The sequence below is a fragment of the Rhodanobacter sp. FW510-R10 genome (genome assembly GCF_058781105.1).
Genome location: NZ_JBYSWL010000001.1, coordinates 1714737 through 1732479 on the forward strand (window position 1 = coordinate 1714737; position 17743 = coordinate 1732479).

Consider the following 17743-nt stretch of genomic DNA (forward strand, 5'->3'; position numbering starts at 1 on the left):
AAGGGAAATCCCGTTGCTGCATGGGCTGTCTGCGCCGTAGGGTCGGGAAACGCGCATGAGACTTCAAGACCAAACCAGTTTCACCATGTTGCAATGGGTGAAACCCCAGCTCGACGAGGCGCTGTTCGCCGCGCGCGAGGCGCTTGAGGAGTTTGTCGAGCGTCCCGGCGACGGCCGGACGATGCGCTCGTGCGCGGAACACTTGCGGCAGGTGCACGGCACCTTGCAGATGGTGGAGCTGCAGGGTGCGGCCTTGATTGCCGACGAGCTCAGCCAGCTTGCCGACGCGCTGCGGCAGCAGGCCACCACCGGTGCCGAGGAAGCCAGCGCAGTGATGATGCGCGGCCTGATGCAACTGCCGGATTACCTGGAGCGCCTGTCCAGCGGACAGCGCGACGTGCCCATGGTGCTCTTGCCGCTGCTGAACGACGTGCGCGCCAGCCGGCGGCAGCAGCCGCTGGGGGAATCGGCGCTGTTCTACCCGAACCTGGAATTGCCACTGCCCGGCGATGTGCCCATGGCTGCCGCCGACTTGTCGGCGCGCACACGCCACGACCAGCTGGCCGATCTGCGCCTGCATTTCCAACAACAGTTGCTGGGGTGGTTTCGCGGCCAGGAGATTCCCCAGCGCCTGCGCGCGATGCGCCGCACCCTGTTGGCCATGGCGGCCTGCTGTACGGCCAAACACAATTGTCGGCTGTGCTGGGTGGCGGCTGGGGTATTCGAGGGCCTTGAGCGCGGGCTGATCAAGGGCGATGCCACCGAGATGCGGCGCACGGCCGCACACATTGACCGCCTGGTCCGCCGCATGATCGAGGGGGGTGAAGCCGACCTGCTCAGCACCGACGCTGACGCGGTGACGCGCAAACTGCTGTACATCGTGGCGCATGCGCCACGCTTGACACCGCATATGGCCTTGTTGCGCCAGGTCTATGCGCTGGACGAGTTGGTGCCCAATGTCGGGGAGTTGGACCAGGCCCGTGGTTCCATAGCCGGCTACAACCGCAACCTGCTGGATTCGGTGTCGCGGGCCCTGAAGGAGGACCTGCTGCGGGTCAAGGAGGCGCTGGACATGTTCCTGCGCCAAGGCGATGGGGATCCTGCCCAGCTGGCCACCTACGGGGAAGTGCTGGAGCGCATCGGCGACACCCTCGGCATGCTCGCCTTGTCGACCTCGCGCGGGATCGTGGTCGAGCAGCGCCGCGTCCTGGAAGAGCTGGCCAACGGCATGCGCGCGGCCGATGAGGAGACGCTGCTGGAGGTCGCCGGGGCGCTGCTCGCGGTGGAGTCCTCGCTTGACGATCATATCCAGCGCCTTGGGGCCGGTGAGGAAGCCGACTCGTCGGCGGGAACCGCTGGCTTGTCACAAGCTGACGCGCTGAACCTGGTCTCGGCCCTGATGAGCGAGGCCATGGCCAACACCGCCAAGGTCAAGCAGGCCATCGTCGCCTTCGTCGAGTCCGGCTGGCAGCATGCGCACCTGGCCGGCACCCCGGCCTTGCTCAAGGAAGTCTCGGGTGCGATGCACATGCTCGTCGCGCCACGTCCCGGCGAGCTGGCCCTCGGCATTGGGCGCTACATCGAGAACGAACTGCTGGCCGACCGGCGCGTGCCAGGCACGGCTCAGATGGACTTGCTGGCCGACGCCTTGGCCGCGCTGGAGTATTACCTGGAAGCGGTGCGCGATCATCGCGGCCACCTGGACCACACGCTGGAGTTGGCCGAACGGGGCTTGACCGCGCTGGGTTATTTGCCGGTACCGCCGCCGCGCGAATTTGCCGTCGAGCCCGAGCCGCTCGTCGCTGCCGCCGAGGATGCGCCGTTCGCGGAAGTCGGTGCGGAACTCTCCGAGGCAATCAGTGTGGCGCCCGACCTGGCTGGTGCGACGGTCGGCCTCGAGGCGGCGCCGCTCGATGCCGTCGCCGACACGGCGACGGCGAAAGCAGTCGCGACCGCTGTGGACGCTGCGGACGACGCGGACGACGCGGACGGTGATTGGGTCGATGTCGTCGAGGAAGTCTTCGAAGACGTCCCACCACACGATGCGCTGGCTGCCCAGGTTGGCTTCAAGGCCGATGTCGAAGGCATCGACGACGACATCCGCGGCATCTTCCTGGAGGAGATGCAGGAGGAGATCGATACCCTGCGCCAGGCCAACGCGGTATGGCAGGCTGACCCCAAGCAACGGCCGCCGCTGGTGGACATCCGCCGTGCGTTCCACACGCTCAAGGGTTCGGGTCGGCTGGTCGGCGCGAGCGTGGTCGGCGAGCTGGCCTGGAAAGTCGAGAACATGCTCAATCACGTGCTCGACAACAGTATCGAGGCGCACGGCGACGTGCAGGCGCTGGTCCAGCATGCGATTGGCGCGCTGCCTGGCCTGCTCGCCGCGCTGAAGGGTGAGGGCATGGCGGACGCCCCGCTCAGCGCCATCATGCAGACTGCCGATCAATTGGCTGCGGGGCAACAGGCCCGTGTGGAGGACCAGGCGCCGGCCGTCACCGAAATGGTGCGCAGGGTCGTGCATCGCCGCGTACGGCGTGACGAGACGGAACGCGGAATCGGGCGGCCCTCCGCCGTGCCGGGAACGCCGGCCGAACCAGAAGTGGCGACGGTGGCGCCCAGTCGGCAGGATTTGCCGACGGTGGACCCAGTACTGCTGGAAATCCTGCGCAGCGAAGTGGCGCAATACGTGCAGCTGCTGCGTACCGCGGTCGCGGCTGCCGAGGGGCAACTGACCCTGGATGAAGAGTCCTTGCGTGCGGTGCATACCCTGCATGGCGCCGTCGCCATGGTCGACGTGCCGCTGCTGACGCAACTGTTGGCGCCGCTGGAGACGCTGTTCAAGCGTTTGCGGGGAGCCGACCTGCCGCTGCCGGCGGACGGGGCGCCATTGCTGGCGCAGACGCTGGATGTGGTCGACCAGGTCATGAACCAGTTCGATCGAGCCGAGCCCGTGCTGCCGCAGGTGGACGCGCTGGCTGCGCAATTGGCCGCGTTGTGCGAGCGCTACCGCGACGTGCGTTCCAAGCACGTAGTCGCCGTTTCCCCGACCGACGAGCCGACGCTGGCGACGGGGTCCAACGAGACCGGTGCACCCGCCGAACCGGTCGCGGTTGCGTCCATTGATGCGGCGCCCGAGCCGCGCACAGAGGCAGACCGAGCCCGTGGCGGGGAGGCCGAGCCTGTGCCCGTGCCCGTGCCCGTGCAAGAGCTCGCGCAAGAGCCTGAGCCGCAGCAGCAAGCAGTTCCCGAGCCGCCGGCGGTGGCGCCGCCCATGGTGCCAGACGCGGCGGCAGCCCCTGCCGATGAGCCCGCGCCGCGCGAGACGCCAACCACGCGCGGTGCACGCTCGGAGGCTGTCGGCGAAATCGATCCCGACCTGCTCGAGGTCTTCCTCGAGGAAGCGCATGAGCTGCTCGATCATGCCGACGGCGTGCTTGCGGCCTGGCGTGCGGACCCGGAACAAACCGGCTACGTGGCTGGGCTGCGCCGCGATCTGCACACGCTCAAGGGTGGCGCGCGCATTTCGGGCCTGGCTCCGGTAGGCGACCTGGCGCACGCGGTGGAGACCTTGCTGGAACGTGGCGTACCAGGGCAGGACCGCGTTGGACCGCTGCTGGACGCGCTGGAGGCCAGCTTCGACCAGTTGAACCAGATGGTGCAGCGGGTCGCCGCCGGCCAGGTGCTCGCCTATCCGCAAGCAATGCTTGAGCAGCTGCAGGCCCTGGCTGGTGGTGCCTCGGCAGCGGCCGAGGTGGAAGCAGCAACAGAAATCGTAACGGGTGCAGACGCCGATGCCGAGGCTGAGGCTGAGGCTGAGGCTGAGATCAAGCCAAAGGCTGTTGCCGATGCCGATGCAGACCGGGCCACCACGACGGAATTGGCGGCGCCCGTCAGTGCCGCACCGCTCCACCGCGAGCTGCCCGAGCTGCTACCGGAAGAACACGAGGACACCTCTTCCGCGCAGGAACAGGTTCGTGTGCGTGCCGGCCTGCTCGACAGCCTGGTCAACTGGTCCGGCGAGGTGGCGATCCATCGCGCCCGCCTGGAACAACAAGTTGCCGCGTATCGACACAACCTGGTCGAGTTCGACCAGACCGTGTCGCGCCTGCGCGGCCAGTTGCGCATGTTGGAGATCGAAACCGAAGCGCAGATCATCGCCCGTTTCCAGCACGAGCATCGCGAAAGCGGACAGGTCAAGTTCGATCCGCTCGAGCTCGACCGCTATTCGCAGTTGCAGCAATATTCCCGCGCGCTTGCCGAATCGGTATCCGACCTGACGTCCATCCAGACCACCCTGGATGGCTTGACCCGCCAGGCCGAGTCGCTTCTGGTGCAACAGGCGCGGGTCGCGACCGAACTGCAGGATGGCCTGCTGCGGGCACGCATGCTGCCGTTCGACAGCATGGTTCCCAGCTTGCGACGCACCTTGCGCCAGGCCGCACGCGAGGAGTCCAAGCGGGCACAGTTGCATGTGGAGGGCACGCACGGTGAGCTCGACCGCAACCTGCTTGAGCGGATCAAGGCCCCGTTCGAACACATGCTGCGCAATGCAATTGCCCATGGCATCGAAACCCCGGCTGAGCGGGTCAAGGCTGGCAAGCCGGCCGATGGCGTGGTGCTTATCGACGTGTCACGCGAAGCCACCGAGATGGTCATCCGCGTCAGCGACGACGGTCGCGGCCTGGACCGGGCCGCGATTCGTGCCCGCGGCATCGAGCGTGGTTTGTTGGCGCCGGAGGTGGAGCCTACCGACGAGCAATTGCTTTCGTTGATCACCCAGACCGGCTTTTCCACTGCCAGCAGCGTGTCGCAGTTGGCTGGCCGCGGCGTCGGCATGGACGTCGTGGCGAACGAGATCCGGCAGCTTGGCGGCTCACTCGCCATCGAGTCGCAGCCGGGCCAGGGCACCACCTTCGTGTTGCGCCTGCCGTTCACCTTTGCCGTGACTCACGCCATCCTGGTGCAGGTGGGCGAGGCCACGTTCGCGATACCCATGACCTCGGTGCAAGGTGTGGTCCACGTCGCGGCGGCCAACCTGGTGGCGATGCAGGAGACCGGCGAACCGGCATATCGGCGCGGCGGTGAGGAATTTGCCGTCTACGACCTGGCGCAACTGCTCAGCCTGCCACCCGGCCCGCCATCGCCGAGCGAAGCGCCGCCGCTGTTGCTGGTGCACGCAGGCGACCTGCGCGCCGCCGTTCGCGTCGACAGCATGCTCGGCTCGCACGAGATCGTGGTCAAGGCCGTGGGACCGCAGGTCAGTTCCGTGCCGGGCCTGATTGGCGCCACGATCATGGCCGATGGCTCGGTATTGGTCATCCTGGATCTGGCTCCGCTGGTGCGCCACGGGCTCGCGCGGCGGCGGCAGCGGGTCGCCGATGGGCTGGGTGCCGTCGAGGTACCGCTGCGCGAAGTCCCGCCGGTACGCCCAAGCGTGATGGTCGTGGATGACTCGATCACCGTGCGCAAGGTCACCGGGCGCGTGCTGGAGCGCAACGGTTACGACGCAATCGTGGCCACCGACGGCGTCGACGCGCTGGAAAAGCTGCGTGAGCACGTGCCCGACCTGATTCTCCTGGACATCGAGATGCCGCGCATGGACGGATATGAACTGGCGACCCACATGAAGGCGGATCGACGCCTGCGCAACGTGCCGATCATCATGATCACCTCGCGCAGCGGCGACAAGCATCGCCAGCGCGCGTTGAACATCGGCGTCGAACGCTACCTTGGCAAGCCTTACCAGGAGGCCGACCTGCTTGTGCAGATCCGCCAGGTGCTTGAACAATGTGCGCTGGAGGCGGGCCATGAGTGACCCGTCGATTGCCCTGCTGTTTGACGATACCGCGCTGGTGGCCCAGTTGCGCGAGGCCTTGGGTGCGTGCGGCGGACGCATCGTGCACGAGGGATCGATTGCCGGTGTCAGCCGGGACCTGCTGCGCGAACTCGACGCCGACGTGCTGGTGATCAACCTGGACGATGCCGCGGCGGAGGCACTCGATCGCCTGTATGCGCTGATCGATGGCGAGCGTCCGCGCCTGGTGTTCAACGATGCCGCGGCCAGCGCGGCCCTGGTAGGCTGGGACCGGGCCCGCTGGGCACGCCACTTGGCGGCCAAGGTCATGCAAAGTGGAGAGGTCGATCCACCACGGCCCAGTCCGCCGCGGGCCCAGGGCGTGGACGGGCCGCCTGCACCGGCGCTGGACGGGGAGCAACCGGAAATTGGCTTGTTGCCGCGGGCTGCCGACGCCGCCGATGCCGACCAGGCGGAGCGCAATCGTAGTGACATCGAGGCACTCTCGGCGGAGCTTGAGGCCCTCCTCGCCTCGGCCGAACTGTCGGACAGTGAAGCGGACGGGACCATCGATGACGCCGGTTTGCCCGCGCCGGATGGCGCGGCCTCGACGCACGCTTCGCCCTTGGCGGCCGTCGCTTCGGGCTTGGCCTTGGACGAGCGGGCCGATGACCGCAACGCAGCGGACGCGCAAGCAGCAGAAATCCCGGACCTGGCCATCGAGCCCGCCGCTGCCGCCCTGCCGGGGATGGACCTGGACGACATGTTCGACCACCCGGGTACTGGGGACGATGACATGAAAGAATTTCCGGAATCGCCCGCCGAATCCATGGCTATCTCCTTGCCGGTGATGGGTTTGGATGACTTGCTCGATCGCCGCGGCGCGCAGGAAGAACCCGCGGCCGCGCCACCGGCGCCGCCGACCAAGCCTGCGGCCGCGCCGCCGGCCCTAGGACTCGATGGCGTGCTTGGCGGCATGCGGCTGGTGGATGACGCCATGCCCGGTGCGCAGGCACCTGGTGCCGACACCGTGGCCGTGGACACGCCGCCACCCGCACCCGTCCTGCCCAGCATTCCCGATGATTGGGCGCTGGTCGACGACGACGCGCTCGTCCCCGCCACGTTCGGGGTGGAGAAGCAGTCCGCGGCGGAATTCCTCGCGCCCGAGGCCGACGCCATGGCGGTGGACGACGAACCCGTGCTGAACCTGGAATTGGTATCGATGGAGGAGGCGGTCGCACCGCGACCAGCACCCGCCGCGGTGGAAATGCACCTGGATGAGCTGCAGGTGGCCCTCTCGCGCCTGGTGGTGACAGGCTCGACGCTGGGCGGCTCGGTGTCGGCGTTGGCGTTCTACGCCGCCTTGCCGGCCGACGCGACGATGACCTTCCTGCATGCCCAACATTTGCGCGGACAAAGCGTGGCCGAGCTGGTGGCGCAATTGGCCGCCGCCTGCCCCTTGCCCGTGGCGCTCGCGGCCGATGGCGTGCCCACGCGACCCGGGCAGGTCCTGGTGGCGCCACCTGGTTATGCGGTGCGCATCCATCGCGACGCGCGGGTGGATATGCAGTCCATGGGCGAAGAACAGCCGGAGGTGTCCATCGACGACTGCTTCAGCAAGGCCGCCGAGGTGTTCGGACGCGATGCGCTGGCCATCGTGTTCTCCGGCCACAACACCGACTCGATTGCCGGGGCCAAGGCGGTGCATGCGGCCGGTGGGCGCGTGTGGGTGGAAACCGCGGCGAATGAATACGCGGACATGGTGCACGAGATATCGGCTGCCGACGTGGTGGAGTACTTCGGCACGCCGCAGGAGCTGGCCGCCCGCCTCGCGGAGAGGCCGGCATGAATGAGGCCTTGCCGCGCGAGGTCCGCTGTGTGCTGATCCCGGCCGGCAGCCTGCGTCTGCTGCTGCCCAACTCGCTGATTGCCGAGGTGATTGCGCAGCCGCCAGTGGAGCCTGTGAGCGCGCAGCTCAAATGGGTCCTGGGCAGCATCAAATGGCGCGGGCAGCAGGTGCCGCTGGTGTCGTTCACCCGCCTCGTCGGCGCCGGCGACCGGGATGCCACGCAGAGCATCCGCGTGGCCGTGCTGCGTACCGTTGGCGGCGACCCGCGCCTGCCGTTTTTTGCCTTGATCACCCAGGGCTTCCCGCGCCTGGCCACGCTGAATCCAGACCTGTTGATACCGGTCGACGACGGCAAGCTCCTGCCCGACGGCGAGCGCGCACGTGCGCTGGTGGGCGACGACATTGCCGTGATCCCGGACCTGGAGTGGATCGAAACGGCCCTGCTGGAGCAGCTCTCCAGCGCCGGTGTCGGGAACGAACCGGGCGCGACCCGCCGCTCCTAGCCGTCGCCGTGCAGCGCTTGCAGTGCGGCCAGTGCGGCCAGGCCGGCCGTCTCGGTGCGCAGGATGCGCGGTCCGAGCGACACGCCGGAAAACCCGGCCGCGTGCAAGCGTTGCAGGTCACCTTCGCTGAGCCCGCCTTCCGGGCCGACGGCCAGGATGCCGCGCGGGAGGGTGAAACGCAGCGTGCGCATCCTCGACTCCGCCCCCGGTTCAAGGGCCAGCCGCAGCCCGGACTCGGCACCGATCTGCGTCAGCCACTCCGGCAAGGCCAGCGGCGCCGTGACCTCGGGCAGTACCGAGCGGCCACTTTGCTCGCAAGCCCCCACGGCCACCGCGTGCCAGTGTTCCACGCGTTTGCGCGCACGTGCGCCATCGAGCTGCACCTGGGTGCGCTCGGTCAGCAAGGGGACGATGCGGACCACGCCCAATTCGGTGGCCTTTTGCACGATCCAGTCCATCTTGTCGCCGCGGCCGATCGCCTGGGCCAGGGTCAAGGCCAGTGGCGACTGCGTGGCGGCCTCCCGTACGTTGCCGATCGACACCGTCACGCCGCGTTTGCCGGCCGTGAGGAGCGTGGCTTGATAGTCGCGGCCATCGCCGTTGAACAGGCTCAGCGCGTCGCCAGCGACCATGCGCAACACGCGTGCGACGTGCTCGGCGGCTTGGGCAGGCAGGGCCAGTTGGTCACCGATCGCCAGCGGGAGTTCGACATGGATGCGGACGCTGCGCATGATGGGAGCAAGGACAAAGTCGCCAGGATAACCCAGGGTTGCCGTGGCGCTGCAGGCTGCATGGCGACTGCTTTGCAAGTACGAGGGATTTTGGGCAAGCTGGGAGCGCCACCCCATGCCCGCGGATTTGCGCGCGGAAGTGGCAGCTTGAAACTCAGGCCGCCGGAAGTTGTCCACACGATATGGAGGGCAAGACCATGACCAACCTCACTCGCACCCTTGTATTGACCGCCTTGACGCTTGGCTTCGGGGCCACCGGCGCATTTGCCCAGCAGGCCACCTCGGCCACGCCGGCTTCCAGCGCCCAGGACTCGGCGCTCACGGCTTCCGCGCAGGCCGCCACACGCAACAACGCGGCGGTGAAGGCAGGTGACCGCAACTGCATCCGCGATACCGGTAGCCGCATCCGGGCCAAGGCTGGCGAGTGCCTGCCGGTCGTTGGCCGCAGTTACAGCGGCGCGGAATTGCGCCGTACCGGCCAGATCGACACCGGCCGCGCCTTGCAGATGCTGGATCCGAGCATCCGCATCGGCCAGTAGTCTGCGGCCACCGACGGGCACCCGTTGATGGATCGCAGGCGCCCACCTTGGGGCGATGCTCCGTGGTATCCAGACGCGGGGGTTGTCGCTCATGGGGGACTCGGAGCTGCCCCGTCCGGCTTACCCATGGGTGAAAACTCAAGGGGAGGCAAGCGCCGTTGGCGGGTCGTCGCGCTGTGTGCAGTAGTCACCCTCGTGGGCCTGGCGGCGCTGGCTTGGAATCTGCCGGCGCGCTGGGCACTGCCCTGGATTGCCCCGCGCCTGCATGGTTTGCAGTTGCAAGGTGTCAGCGGTTCCTTGTGGGATGGCCGGGCCGAGCACGTGGTGTTGCCGGATGGCCGCTCGCTCGGCCACGCCGCCTGGCAGGTGTCGCGGCAAGCGGTGTACATGGCGATGCCGGTCCGCGTCGAACTCGATGGGCCACAGCTCGGATTTTCCGCCACCATGCGCGCACTGCCGGATGGACGCTCCGCCTGGACGGACGTGCGCCTGCGCGCGGACCTCGCCGCCTGGCCACTCGCCCAGCTGTCGAACGTAGGCCAACCGCTCGGTGAATGGCAAATGACGGCGCGGCGCGCGCTGCTGCAGGGCGGCTGGCCGATGCAGTTGAACCTGCACGCACGCTGGCGCGATGCGGCGTTGCGCACGCCATCGGGGCTGCTGTCCCTTGGCGAGCTGGCATGGACGGCGACCGCGCACGACGGGGTGATCGACGTGCGCATCCACGATGCGGGTACGGGGCCGTTGCAGACCCAGGCGCAGTTGCTGCTCAGCCCGCTGGGCTGGCGCCTCGATGCGCGGTTGCGCGAGCACGGTACCAGTCCCCGGTTGCGGCGCTGGTTGGCGGCCCTGGGTCCGGCCGACGCGGCAGGTGTGGTGCACGTGCGGCGCCGCGGTGGCGTGATGATGGTGGCGCCCGCCGCTGCTGCCGCCGGCAAGGCCACGGCGGCTGGCTCGGGGCACGGGCGCTAGAATGGCCGCATGCGCACGCCACCCATCGTCCATGCCACCCGTGATGCCGATTCGACCCGATTCCTCAGCGTGGAGCAGGTCGACCTCGAGTTTTCGAACGGGCAGCGGCGCACTTTCGAGCGCATGAAACCCCATGGCCACGGCGCGGTGATCGTGGTGCCGATGCGCGATGCCGAGACCGTCCTGCTGGTGCGCGAATACGGCGCCGGCGTCGGCCGTTATGAGCTGGGCCTGCCGAAGGGACGCCTGGAAGATGCCGAGACCGCGGAGCAGGGCGCCAACCGCGAGCTCAAGGAAGAAGTGGGTTTTGGCGCGCGGCGCCTCACCGTGCTGCACAAGCTCGCCTTGTCGCCGTCCTACATGGCACACATGGCCGACGTCGTGCTGGCGCAGGAGCTGTACCCCGAGAAGCTGCCTGGCGACGAACCCGAGGAGCTGGACGTCGTGCCCTGGCGGTTGGACGAGTTGCACCTGCTGCTGGGCCGTGACGACGTCACCGAAGGCCGTTCCATTGCCGCCCTGTTCATGGCCCGCGAGTACCTAGCCGGGCGCTTCGTGCGCGCATGAGAGTCGACCTGGCCGCTGCGCGCAAGGTGGGCGGGATTGCCCGCCTGGCTGCCGATGCGATCCTGGCCGTTTATCACAGTGACTTCAACGTGCGCATCAAGACCGATGCCTCGCCGGTCACGGCCGCGGACCTGGCCGCGCAGCAGGTGATTCTGGATGGCCTGCGGCAATGGCAGCCGGCGCTGCCGGTGCTCTCGGAGGAAGCGCGCGCGGCGGACTGGTCGCAACGTCAGCAGTGGTCACGCTATTGGCTGGTCGATCCGCTCGATGGCACCCGTGAGTTCATCAAGCGCAACGGCGAGTTCACCGTCAACATCGCACTTGTCCAAGATCACCGCAGCGTGCTCGGCGTGGTGCTCGCGCCGGTCAGCGGGGCGCTGTATGTCGCCGCCGAGGGTGCCGGCAGTTGGCTGCAGGCGCGCGTCGGCGCGACCTGGCAGCAACTGGCAACGCGGCCGCTGGCCCGTCCGGCGGTGCTGGCTGGCAGCCGCTCGCACGGGAATTTGCCGCCGGCGGCGCTGGATGCGTTGCTTGGCGCCGACCACCAGCGCCTGGTGATGGGTTCCTCGCTGAAGTTCTGCCTCATTGCCGAGGGTTGTGCGGATGCCTATCTGCGGCTGGGCGCCACCAGCGAGTGGGATACCGCTGCGGCGCAATGCGTGCTGCGCGAAGCCGGTGGCGCGTTGCTGGATTTGCACGGCCGGGCCTTTGCCTACAACCACAAGGAATCGCTGATCAACCCGGAATTCATTGCCGTCGGCGACCCCACGGTGGACTGGGTTTCGCGCCTGCGGGGCGCCGGCCTGTGAGTGCGCGCGAGGTACCGGCGGCAGGTGCCGACAAGGGCAAGGCAATGGAGTCTGGTGCGGTCGATCGCGCGGATGACCCAAGCGCATTGGCCGGCATTGGCGCCGACCTGTCCGCGCCGATCCACACCTTGCAGTTGCTGGAGCACGCCGCGCGTACCGGCTTCGATTGGGCTGACGCCCATGCCGTGCTGGCCAAACTGGTCGAGGAAGTGGACGAGGTACGCGCGGAGTTTGCGCGCGGCAGCGGTGCCGGTCGGCTGGAAGACGAGATTGGCGACGTGTTGTTCGTCCTGGTCAACCTGACCCGCCACGCCGGCGTGGATTTTTCCGCCGCCCTGCGGCACGCCAATGCCAAGTTCGAACACCGCTTCCGCCAGATGGAGCAACTGGCCCGGGCCGACGGTGGCGATTTCGCCCAGCTCGACCTGGCGGCGCAGGAACGGCTCTGGCAGCGCGTCAAGGACGCCGAACGCGCGACCTTGCGCTGACGCAGGCAGAGAGTCCTGCGCCGCATGGACTGGCGCCGTGGGTGGTGCGATGATCGATGCGCTTGCCGCGGGGTTTGGCTGTGGCGTCCAGGCACCCGCGGTGCTTGCAAGCCTTTGCGATCTGGGCATCAAGCCGGGTCGACCATCCGAGGAGAACCCCATGCGCCGTCTTTTCATTGTCGCCGTGCTGTATGCACCGTTCGCCGCGTTTGCCGCCGGATCGTGCAAGTTCGAGGCACCGCGCAACTTGCAGGCGGATCTGGCCGGCGTGCGCAGCGTGCAGGTCGACGTCAACAGCCGCGACCTGCACCTGATCGGTGGTACCAGCACCAAGGGCCTGAGCCTGGCCGGGCGTGCCTGCGCCTCTGAGCAAGCCGCGCTGGAGCGACTCACGGTCACCCAGCACCGCGAGGGCGACCAGTTGCTGATCGAGATCGGCGGCAATCGCAGCGGTTCCGGCTTCAGTCTGTTCGGCGACTCTGAGACGAGCATCGACGTCACCGTGAACCTGCCGGCGACCATGCCGGTCACTGTGCGCGTGGGTTCCGGCGATGCCGATGTCCGCGGCGTGCAGGAGCTGCGCAGCACGGTGGGTTCCGGCGATCTGCGCGTGCGTCAGGTTGCGGGCCAGTTCGCCACCAGCGTGGGTTCGGGCGATGTCGAAGCCAGCGACATCGGCAGCCTGCAGCTGGATTCGGTGGGTTCCGGCGACTTCAAGGCCGATGGCATCAAGGGTGACGCCAACATCGGCAGCATCGGTTCAGGCGATGCCACGCTGGGCCACGTGGGCGGCAGCGTGCACGCCGATACGCTGGGTTCCGGTGACCTCACCGTGCGCGACGTCGGCGGGGATTTCTCGCTCGGCGCCAAGGGCAGCGGCGACGTCGGCCACTCCGGCGTCAAGGGCAAGGTCAGCGTGCCGCACCGCGATAGTTGATTGGGCAGGGATCGTGGACGGTGCGCCGGCAGTGGTGCCGACGCACCGCGACTTGCGTGGCTCAGTTTGCCGGGCCGGTGGAAGTGGCCGAAGCACCTGCGCCCTGGCGCTGCTGCCGGTTGCTGCGCATCTGCTCGCGCTCGTTACGCATCTTCGCGGCGTTGGCCAGGTTCTCGTCCAGGCTCTTGCGCAAGGTGGCAATGGCCTGGTCGACGTTGGCCGGGCGCGCCTGCAAGCGGGCCAGGCGGTGGTACACGTAGTTGCGTACGCGCGGATCCTGCGAGCGGGCCAGGACGTCGTTGTATACCGCGGTCAGGTCCTTGCTCCGACCGGCCTCCGTGTACAGCCGCTCCAGGCCGCGCAGATCGCCGATCACGCCGCTGCGTTCGCGATGGGCGCCCTGGCTCCATTTGTTGTGGAAGGATCGCGCCATGGATCCGGCGGGAGCCCCCGGCATGACGTGCGCGGCGGCTGCGCCTGCGTCTGTGGTCGGTGCGGGCAGCGGTGAAGTCTGCGCCATCGCGAACGACGCCGTGCCGGCAAGCAGGGCAGCGAGAGTGGCGGCAAGCAAGGTGGGGCGATGCATGTTTGGTCTCCGTGGGATGCCAAGGCTGGCTTGTGGAAAAAACGCATCCGCGTGGCGAGCGGTTGACCTTGGCGGTTACCTTCGCTTCAGCTCCCGCCGCTGACAGGCGGGCATTCAAGCCTGGCGCAGCAGCCTTATCGGTGGCGTGCGGCTCGCCTTGCGGGTGCCGCCCAGCCCCACCAGCATCACCAGCAGCGCCGCACCCACGGTGGCCTCGACCAGCGGCCACAACGGCGGCGTGAAGGCCTCGACCTGGAATACCCCATGGGCCAGCCAGTAGCCGGTACCCACCGCGCCACATGCTGCGGTAAGGCCAGCCACCAGGCCGAGCATGGCGAACTCGCAGGCGGCGGCAACGCGCAACTGCCCGCGGCTGGCGCCAAGGGTGCGCAGCAAGGCGGCCTCGTGCTGGCGTTCGGCTGCACTGGCAGCCAGTGCAGCAGCCAGCACGAGGGCGCCGGCCAGCAGGCTGAAGCCGAGGATCCAGCGCACTGCGCTGCTGACCCGCTCGACGATGCCGCGCACCTGGTCGAGCAGCGAATCGACGTCGATCAGGCTGAGGTTGGAATACTCGCGAGACAAGGGTGCCAGCGCGCTGGCTTGCATGGCCGGCAGATGGAAGCTCGCGAGCCAGGTGTGCGGCAGGTCGCCGGCATGTCCAGGATCCAACAGCAGGAAGAAATTGACCCGGAACGAACTCCAGTCGACTTCGCGGATGCTGCCCACGCGGGCGACCAGTTGGCGCTCGCCGACATCGAAGCCGAGCCGGTCGCCGAGATGCAGGTCGAAGCGGTCGCGCCAGGTGGTGTCGATGGAAACCTCGGCTTGCGGCGGGTCGGCGCCGGCCCAGTTGCCGGCCACGACCCAGTTGGCCGGCGGCAGCTCGCTGGCCCAGGACAGGCGCAATTGGTGGTCGGCCCAGTCCTTGGCGCGTGGGTCGGCAAAATCCAGCTGGTCGACGGGGCGGCCGTTGATCGTGGTGAGTTTGCCCACGGCCAGCGGCAGCATGTTGAGCTGGTCGGCGCCCAGTGCTCCCAGCGCGCGCGCAAAGCCTGCGCGCTGGTCGCCCTGCAGGTTCAACGCAAACCAGTTTGGCGTGTCTGCTGGCAGCTCCTGGCGCCAACCCTGTAGCAGCGCCGGGGCGATGATGGCCAATACCAGCAGTGCGCACAGCCCAAGGCTCAAGGCGGTGGCCTGGATCACGCTGAGCAGGCGCCGCCGCGACAAGGCCGCAAGCCCCAGGCGCAAGGCCGGATGCGCACCTGGCGCCGCGTGCCGTGCCAACCACAGCAGCGCGGCTGCCAGCAGTGCCGCGCCAATGGCGACGGCAGCCAGGCTGCCGGCCAGGATTGCCGCCAGCTTGAACGAGCCGCTCTGGTTCCAGATCAAGGCCAGCGCGACCAGCACCGGCAGCGCGTACCAGCCATCGAAGCGACGCGACGGCCGGGTCGTGCTCTGGCGGAACACGGCCATCGGCGGGACTTGCGCCAGTCGGGCCAGCGGCGGCAGGGCAAAGCCGACCAGCACCGCCACACCCAGGGCGGCCGAGGCCAGCGCCGGCAGCACCGGCATCACGGTCGGCAGCGCCGCGAACAAGGCGCTGGCGAAGTGCCAGGCCAGCGCTGCCGCGGCCAGGGCGAGCGCCAACCCGAGCGCGGCCATGGGCACGGCCATCAGCGCAAGCGTGCCCAGCACCAGGCCCAGCACCTGCCGGCGCGAAGCGCCCATGGCGCGCAGCAGCGCGATCTCGGGGGTCTTGCGCCGGGCATAGCGCTGCGCGGAAAGCGCGATTGCCACGCCAGCGAGCAGCGCCGAAAGCAACGCGGTCAGGCGCAGGAACGAACCGGCGCGGTCGAACGTGCGGCGCATGCGCTGCTGGGTCTGCTCCGGCGTCACCAGCTCGGCGCCCGCGGGCAGGCTGGTCGTTTCGGCCCAGTTGCGCCAACTCTCCACCGCATTGGGGGCACCGGCCAGGAGCAGTTGGCGTCTGGCCCGGCTGCCCGCGCCGAGCAACCCGGCCCGCTCGGCATCAGTCAGGCTCATCATGGCGCGCGGCGCGAGAGCCAGCAGCTGGCCACCGTCCGGCTGCCGCAGCAGCTCGGCCGCCACGGTCAGCTCCAGGCCGCCAAGTTGCACGGCCTGTCCGACGCGCAGGTCCAGCGCCACCAGCGCGCGGTGGTCGAGGTAGACGGCGCCCGCGGCCGGCGCGCGTCCGGGCAGCGCTTGGCCGGCGGCGCCCGCCAGCTCCAGCTTGCCGCGTAGCGGATACTCGGCGTCGGTGGCCAGCACGTCGACCAGTTGGGTTTGTCCTTGGGCAAACGCGACGCTGGGGAAACTGGCCGTGCGTGTGGCGCGCAAGCCGCGCTGCGCCGCCGCTTCGGCAAAGGCCGCCGGGATCGCTTGCGGCGAGGAGATGCCGACGTCGCCGCCGATCAGCTCGGCCGCGCTGGCCAGCATGCCGCGCTCAATCCGCGCGCTCAGCGTGGCCACCACGCCAAGCGCAACCACCGCCAGCAGCAGGGAGGCGCCCAACGTACGCAATTCTGGCAGGTGCCACTCGCGGAGCAGGGTGCGAAAAACCAACAGCAGCATGCTCAGGCCACCCTGGCTTCGGCGGCATCGAGCCGGCGCCCGGCTTCCAGCTCCATGTGCCGCGTGCAGCGCGCGGCCAGGTGCTGGTCGTGGGTCACCAGCACCAGCGTCGTGTGGTGCTCGCGGTTGAGCGTGAACAGGAGTTCGCTGATGTGCTCGCCGGTACGCTGGTCCAGGTTGCCCGTGGGCTCGTCGGCAAACAGCAATTGTGGGCCGTGGACGAAGGCGCGGGCAATCGCCACGCGTTGTTGCTCGCCGCCGGACAACTGCGCCGGGTAGTGCCGGCGCCGGGCGCCCAGGCCGACGGCCGCCAGGGCGTCGCTGGCCCGGGTCCGGGCGTCGCGTCGGCGCTCCAGTTCGAGCGGCAGCATGACGTTCTCTTCGGCGGTCAGCGCAGGGAGCAGGTGGAAGGACTGGAACACGAAGCCTACCAGGCGCCGCCGCAGACGCGCGCGGGCTTCCTCGTCCAGTTCCTGCAAGGCATGTCCGTCCAGTTCCACGCTTCCGGAAGTGGGCAGATCCAGGCCGGCGAGCAGACCGAGCAGGGTGGTCTTGCCCGAGCCGGACGCGCCGACAATGGCGAAGCTCTCCCCGTGGCGAACCTCGAGGCTCACCCCGCAGAGGATATCGAGCACGCCCTCCGGGCCGCTGACCGACTTGCTAACATCGCGGGCTGCGAGCAGCAATTTGGGTGGATCACTCATGCGCGGGTGCCTGGTCTGGTGGTTGGGTTGCATCCTGCTGGCGCTGGCCGGCAGTGCCGGCGCGGTGGTGCCGTCGCCCACGACGGCATCCAGGACCGTCCTGGTACTGGGCGACTCACTGTCGGCGGCGCACAACATTCCATTGGCATCCGGTTGGGTGCAATTGCTCGATGTGCGTCTGGGCAAGATGGTACCGGAGTGGCGCGTGGTCAATGCCAGCATCAGTGGCGAGACCTCCCTGAGCGGCCGCAACCGCTTGCCGGCCTTGCTGAAGCAGTACCGACCAGCCGTGCTGGTGCTGGAACTCGGTGCCAACGATGGCTTGCGCGGCCTGCCACTTGAGCGCTTGCGGGATAATCTGGCGGCGATGCTGGACGCGGCGCGGCACTCACGCGTCCGCGTGTTGCTGGTGGGCATCGAATTGCCGGTGAATTACGGCCCGCGTTATCGCGACGGCTTGCGCGCCGTGTATGCAGAGCTGGCCCGGCAGTACCACGTTGCCCTGGTACCCTTCCTGCTCGATGGCATCGCCCAGGATCCGGCGTTGATGCAGGCAGATGGTTTGCACCCGACTGCCGCCGCCCAGGTCCAGGTCCTCGACGTGGTCTGGCCCCAGCTTCAGCCGCTGTTGCAGGAAACGGCGGCGGGTTCACGCTGACATCACGCCCC

The 17743-nt window shown here is 68.5% G+C and carries 14 protein-coding genes; 10 read left to right on the forward strand and 4 right to left on the reverse strand.

Translation table 11 applies throughout. From position 1 onward, the window contains the following. The first annotated feature begins 55 nt into the window (after positions 1-55). The 3 genes from AC3WJB_RS07340 to AC3WJB_RS07350 are packed head-to-tail and all read left to right on the forward strand — an operon-like array spanning position 56 to position 8149. Entirely contained in the window at positions 56-5818 is a 5763-nt protein-coding gene (locus AC3WJB_RS07340) for a hybrid sensor histidine kinase/response regulator (RefSeq protein WP_492680145.1), read from the forward strand. After that, positions 5811-7646 carry a chemotaxis protein CheB gene (locus AC3WJB_RS07345; protein WP_492680147.1) on the forward strand — a complete coding sequence of 612 codons (1836 nt, stop codon included), beginning with the start codon at positions 5811-5813 and terminating at the stop codon, positions 7644-7646. The genes AC3WJB_RS07340 and AC3WJB_RS07345 overlap by 8 nt, the downstream gene beginning before the upstream one ends. Continuing rightward, positions 7643-8149: a chemotaxis protein CheW gene (locus AC3WJB_RS07350; protein WP_492680149.1), complete on the forward strand. Its 507-nt coding sequence runs from the start codon at positions 7643-7645 to the stop codon at positions 8147-8149. The genes AC3WJB_RS07345 and AC3WJB_RS07350 overlap by 4 nt, the downstream gene beginning before the upstream one ends. Here the strand turns inward: AC3WJB_RS07350 and AC3WJB_RS07355 are convergent. After that, positions 8146-8880, reverse strand: a complete 735-nt coding sequence (locus AC3WJB_RS07355) for a 16S rRNA (uracil(1498)-N(3))-methyltransferase (RefSeq protein ID WP_492680151.1) — start codon at positions 8878-8880, stop codon at positions 8146-8148. The genes AC3WJB_RS07350 and AC3WJB_RS07355 overlap by 4 nt on opposite strands. Before the next feature lie 197 nt (positions 8881-9077). Between AC3WJB_RS07355 and AC3WJB_RS07360 the strand changes: the two genes are divergently transcribed. The 6 genes from AC3WJB_RS07360 (at position 9078) to AC3WJB_RS07385 (ending at position 13192) form a co-directional block, all read left to right on the forward strand. Beyond that, complete coding sequence (locus tag AC3WJB_RS07360; protein WP_492680153.1) at positions 9078-9419, forward strand: hypothetical protein; 342 nt, start codon at positions 9078-9080, stop codon at positions 9417-9419. Between the two features lie 126 nt (positions 9420-9545). Beyond that, positions 9546-10391 carry a type II secretion system protein N gene (gspN, locus tag AC3WJB_RS07365; protein WP_492680155.1) on the forward strand — a complete coding sequence of 282 codons (846 nt, stop codon included), beginning with the start codon at positions 9546-9548 and terminating at the stop codon, positions 10389-10391. 9 nt (positions 10392-10400) lie between these two features. Beyond that, on the forward strand, positions 10401-10958 hold the full coding sequence (gene nudE, locus AC3WJB_RS07370) for an ADP compounds hydrolase NudE (protein WP_492680157.1): 558 nt from the start codon (positions 10401-10403) through the stop codon (positions 10956-10958). Further along, positions 10955-11767 carry a 3'(2'),5'-bisphosphate nucleotidase CysQ gene (cysQ, locus tag AC3WJB_RS07375; protein WP_492680159.1) on the forward strand — a complete coding sequence of 271 codons (813 nt, stop codon included), beginning with the start codon at positions 10955-10957 and terminating at the stop codon, positions 11765-11767. Before nudE ends, cysQ begins: the two co-directional genes overlap by 4 nt. Continuing rightward, on the forward strand, positions 11764-12255 hold the full coding sequence (locus tag AC3WJB_RS07380) for a MazG nucleotide pyrophosphohydrolase domain-containing protein (RefSeq protein WP_492680161.1): 492 nt from the start codon (positions 11764-11766) through the stop codon (positions 12253-12255). The genes cysQ and AC3WJB_RS07380 overlap by 4 nt, the downstream gene beginning before the upstream one ends. A gap of 160 nt (positions 12256-12415) precedes the next feature. Then, entirely contained in the window at positions 12416-13192 is a 777-nt protein-coding gene (locus AC3WJB_RS07385; RefSeq protein ID WP_492680163.1) for a DUF4097 family beta strand repeat-containing protein, read from the forward strand. Positions 13193-13253: 61 nt separating this feature from the next. Here AC3WJB_RS07385 and AC3WJB_RS07390 read toward each other — a convergent pair whose 3' ends face one another. The 3 genes from AC3WJB_RS07390 to AC3WJB_RS07400 all read right to left on the reverse strand — a co-directional run bounded on the left by AC3WJB_RS07390 (position 13254) and on the right by AC3WJB_RS07400 (position 17074). Further along, positions 13254-13778 carry a hypothetical protein gene (locus AC3WJB_RS07390; protein WP_492680165.1) on the reverse strand — a complete coding sequence of 175 codons (525 nt, stop codon included), beginning with the start codon at positions 13776-13778 and terminating at the stop codon, positions 13254-13256. A gap of 114 nt (positions 13779-13892) precedes the next feature. Beyond that, positions 13893-16370 carry an ABC transporter permease gene (locus AC3WJB_RS07395; RefSeq protein WP_492680167.1) on the reverse strand — a complete coding sequence of 826 codons (2478 nt, stop codon included), beginning with the start codon at positions 16368-16370 and terminating at the stop codon, positions 13893-13895. Positions 16371-16372: 2 nt separating this feature from the next. Continuing rightward, a complete protein-coding gene (locus tag AC3WJB_RS07400) occupies positions 16373-17074 on the reverse strand; it encodes an ABC transporter ATP-binding protein (protein WP_492680169.1) in 702 nt (233 codons plus the stop codon). Here AC3WJB_RS07400 and AC3WJB_RS07405 point away from each other — a divergent pair. Beyond that, on the forward strand, positions 17073-17732 hold the full coding sequence (locus AC3WJB_RS07405) for an arylesterase (RefSeq protein ID WP_492680171.1): 660 nt from the start codon (positions 17073-17075) through the stop codon (positions 17730-17732). The two genes, AC3WJB_RS07400 and AC3WJB_RS07405, sit on opposite strands and share 2 nt — an antisense overlap. Positions 17733-17743 lie beyond the last annotated feature (11 nt).

Excerpts from the sequence above, each read along its gene's own strand:
- AC3WJB_RS07405 (WP_492680171.1), top strand. The coding sequence starts at position 17,073 with ATGCGCGGGTGCCTGGTCTGGTGGTTGGGTTGCATCCTGCTGGCGCTG.
- AC3WJB_RS07340 (WP_492680145.1), top strand. The coding sequence starts at position 56 with ATGAGACTTCAAGACCAAACCAGTTTCACCATGTTGCAATGGGTGAAA.
- AC3WJB_RS07355 (WP_492680151.1), bottom strand. The coding sequence starts at position 8,880 with ATGCGCAGCGTCCGCATCCATGTCGAACTCCCGCTGGCGATCGGTGAC.
- AC3WJB_RS07385 (WP_492680163.1), top strand. The coding sequence starts at position 12,416 with ATGCGCCGTCTTTTCATTGTCGCCGTGCTGTATGCACCGTTCGCCGCG.
- AC3WJB_RS07400 (WP_492680169.1), bottom strand. The coding sequence starts at position 17,074 with ATGAGTGATCCACCCAAATTGCTGCTCGCAGCCCGCGATGTTAGCAAG.
- AC3WJB_RS07390 (WP_492680165.1), bottom strand. The coding sequence starts at position 13,778 with ATGCATCGCCCCACCTTGCTTGCCGCCACTCTCGCTGCCCTGCTTGCC.
- AC3WJB_RS07350 (WP_492680149.1), top strand. The coding sequence starts at position 7,643 with ATGAATGAGGCCTTGCCGCGCGAGGTCCGCTGTGTGCTGATCCCGGCC.
- AC3WJB_RS07395 (WP_492680167.1), bottom strand. The coding sequence starts at position 16,370 with ATGCTGCTGTTGGTTTTTCGCACCCTGCTCCGCGAGTGGCACCTGCCA.
- gspN (WP_492680155.1), top strand. The coding sequence starts at position 9,546 with ATGGGTGAAAACTCAAGGGGAGGCAAGCGCCGTTGGCGGGTCGTCGCG.
- nudE (WP_492680157.1), top strand. The coding sequence starts at position 10,401 with ATGCGCACGCCACCCATCGTCCATGCCACCCGTGATGCCGATTCGACC.
- cysQ (WP_492680159.1), top strand. The coding sequence starts at position 10,955 with ATGAGAGTCGACCTGGCCGCTGCGCGCAAGGTGGGCGGGATTGCCCGC.
- AC3WJB_RS07360 (WP_492680153.1), top strand. The coding sequence starts at position 9,078 with ATGACCAACCTCACTCGCACCCTTGTATTGACCGCCTTGACGCTTGGC.
- AC3WJB_RS07345 (WP_492680147.1), top strand. The coding sequence starts at position 5,811 with ATGAGTGACCCGTCGATTGCCCTGCTGTTTGACGATACCGCGCTGGTG.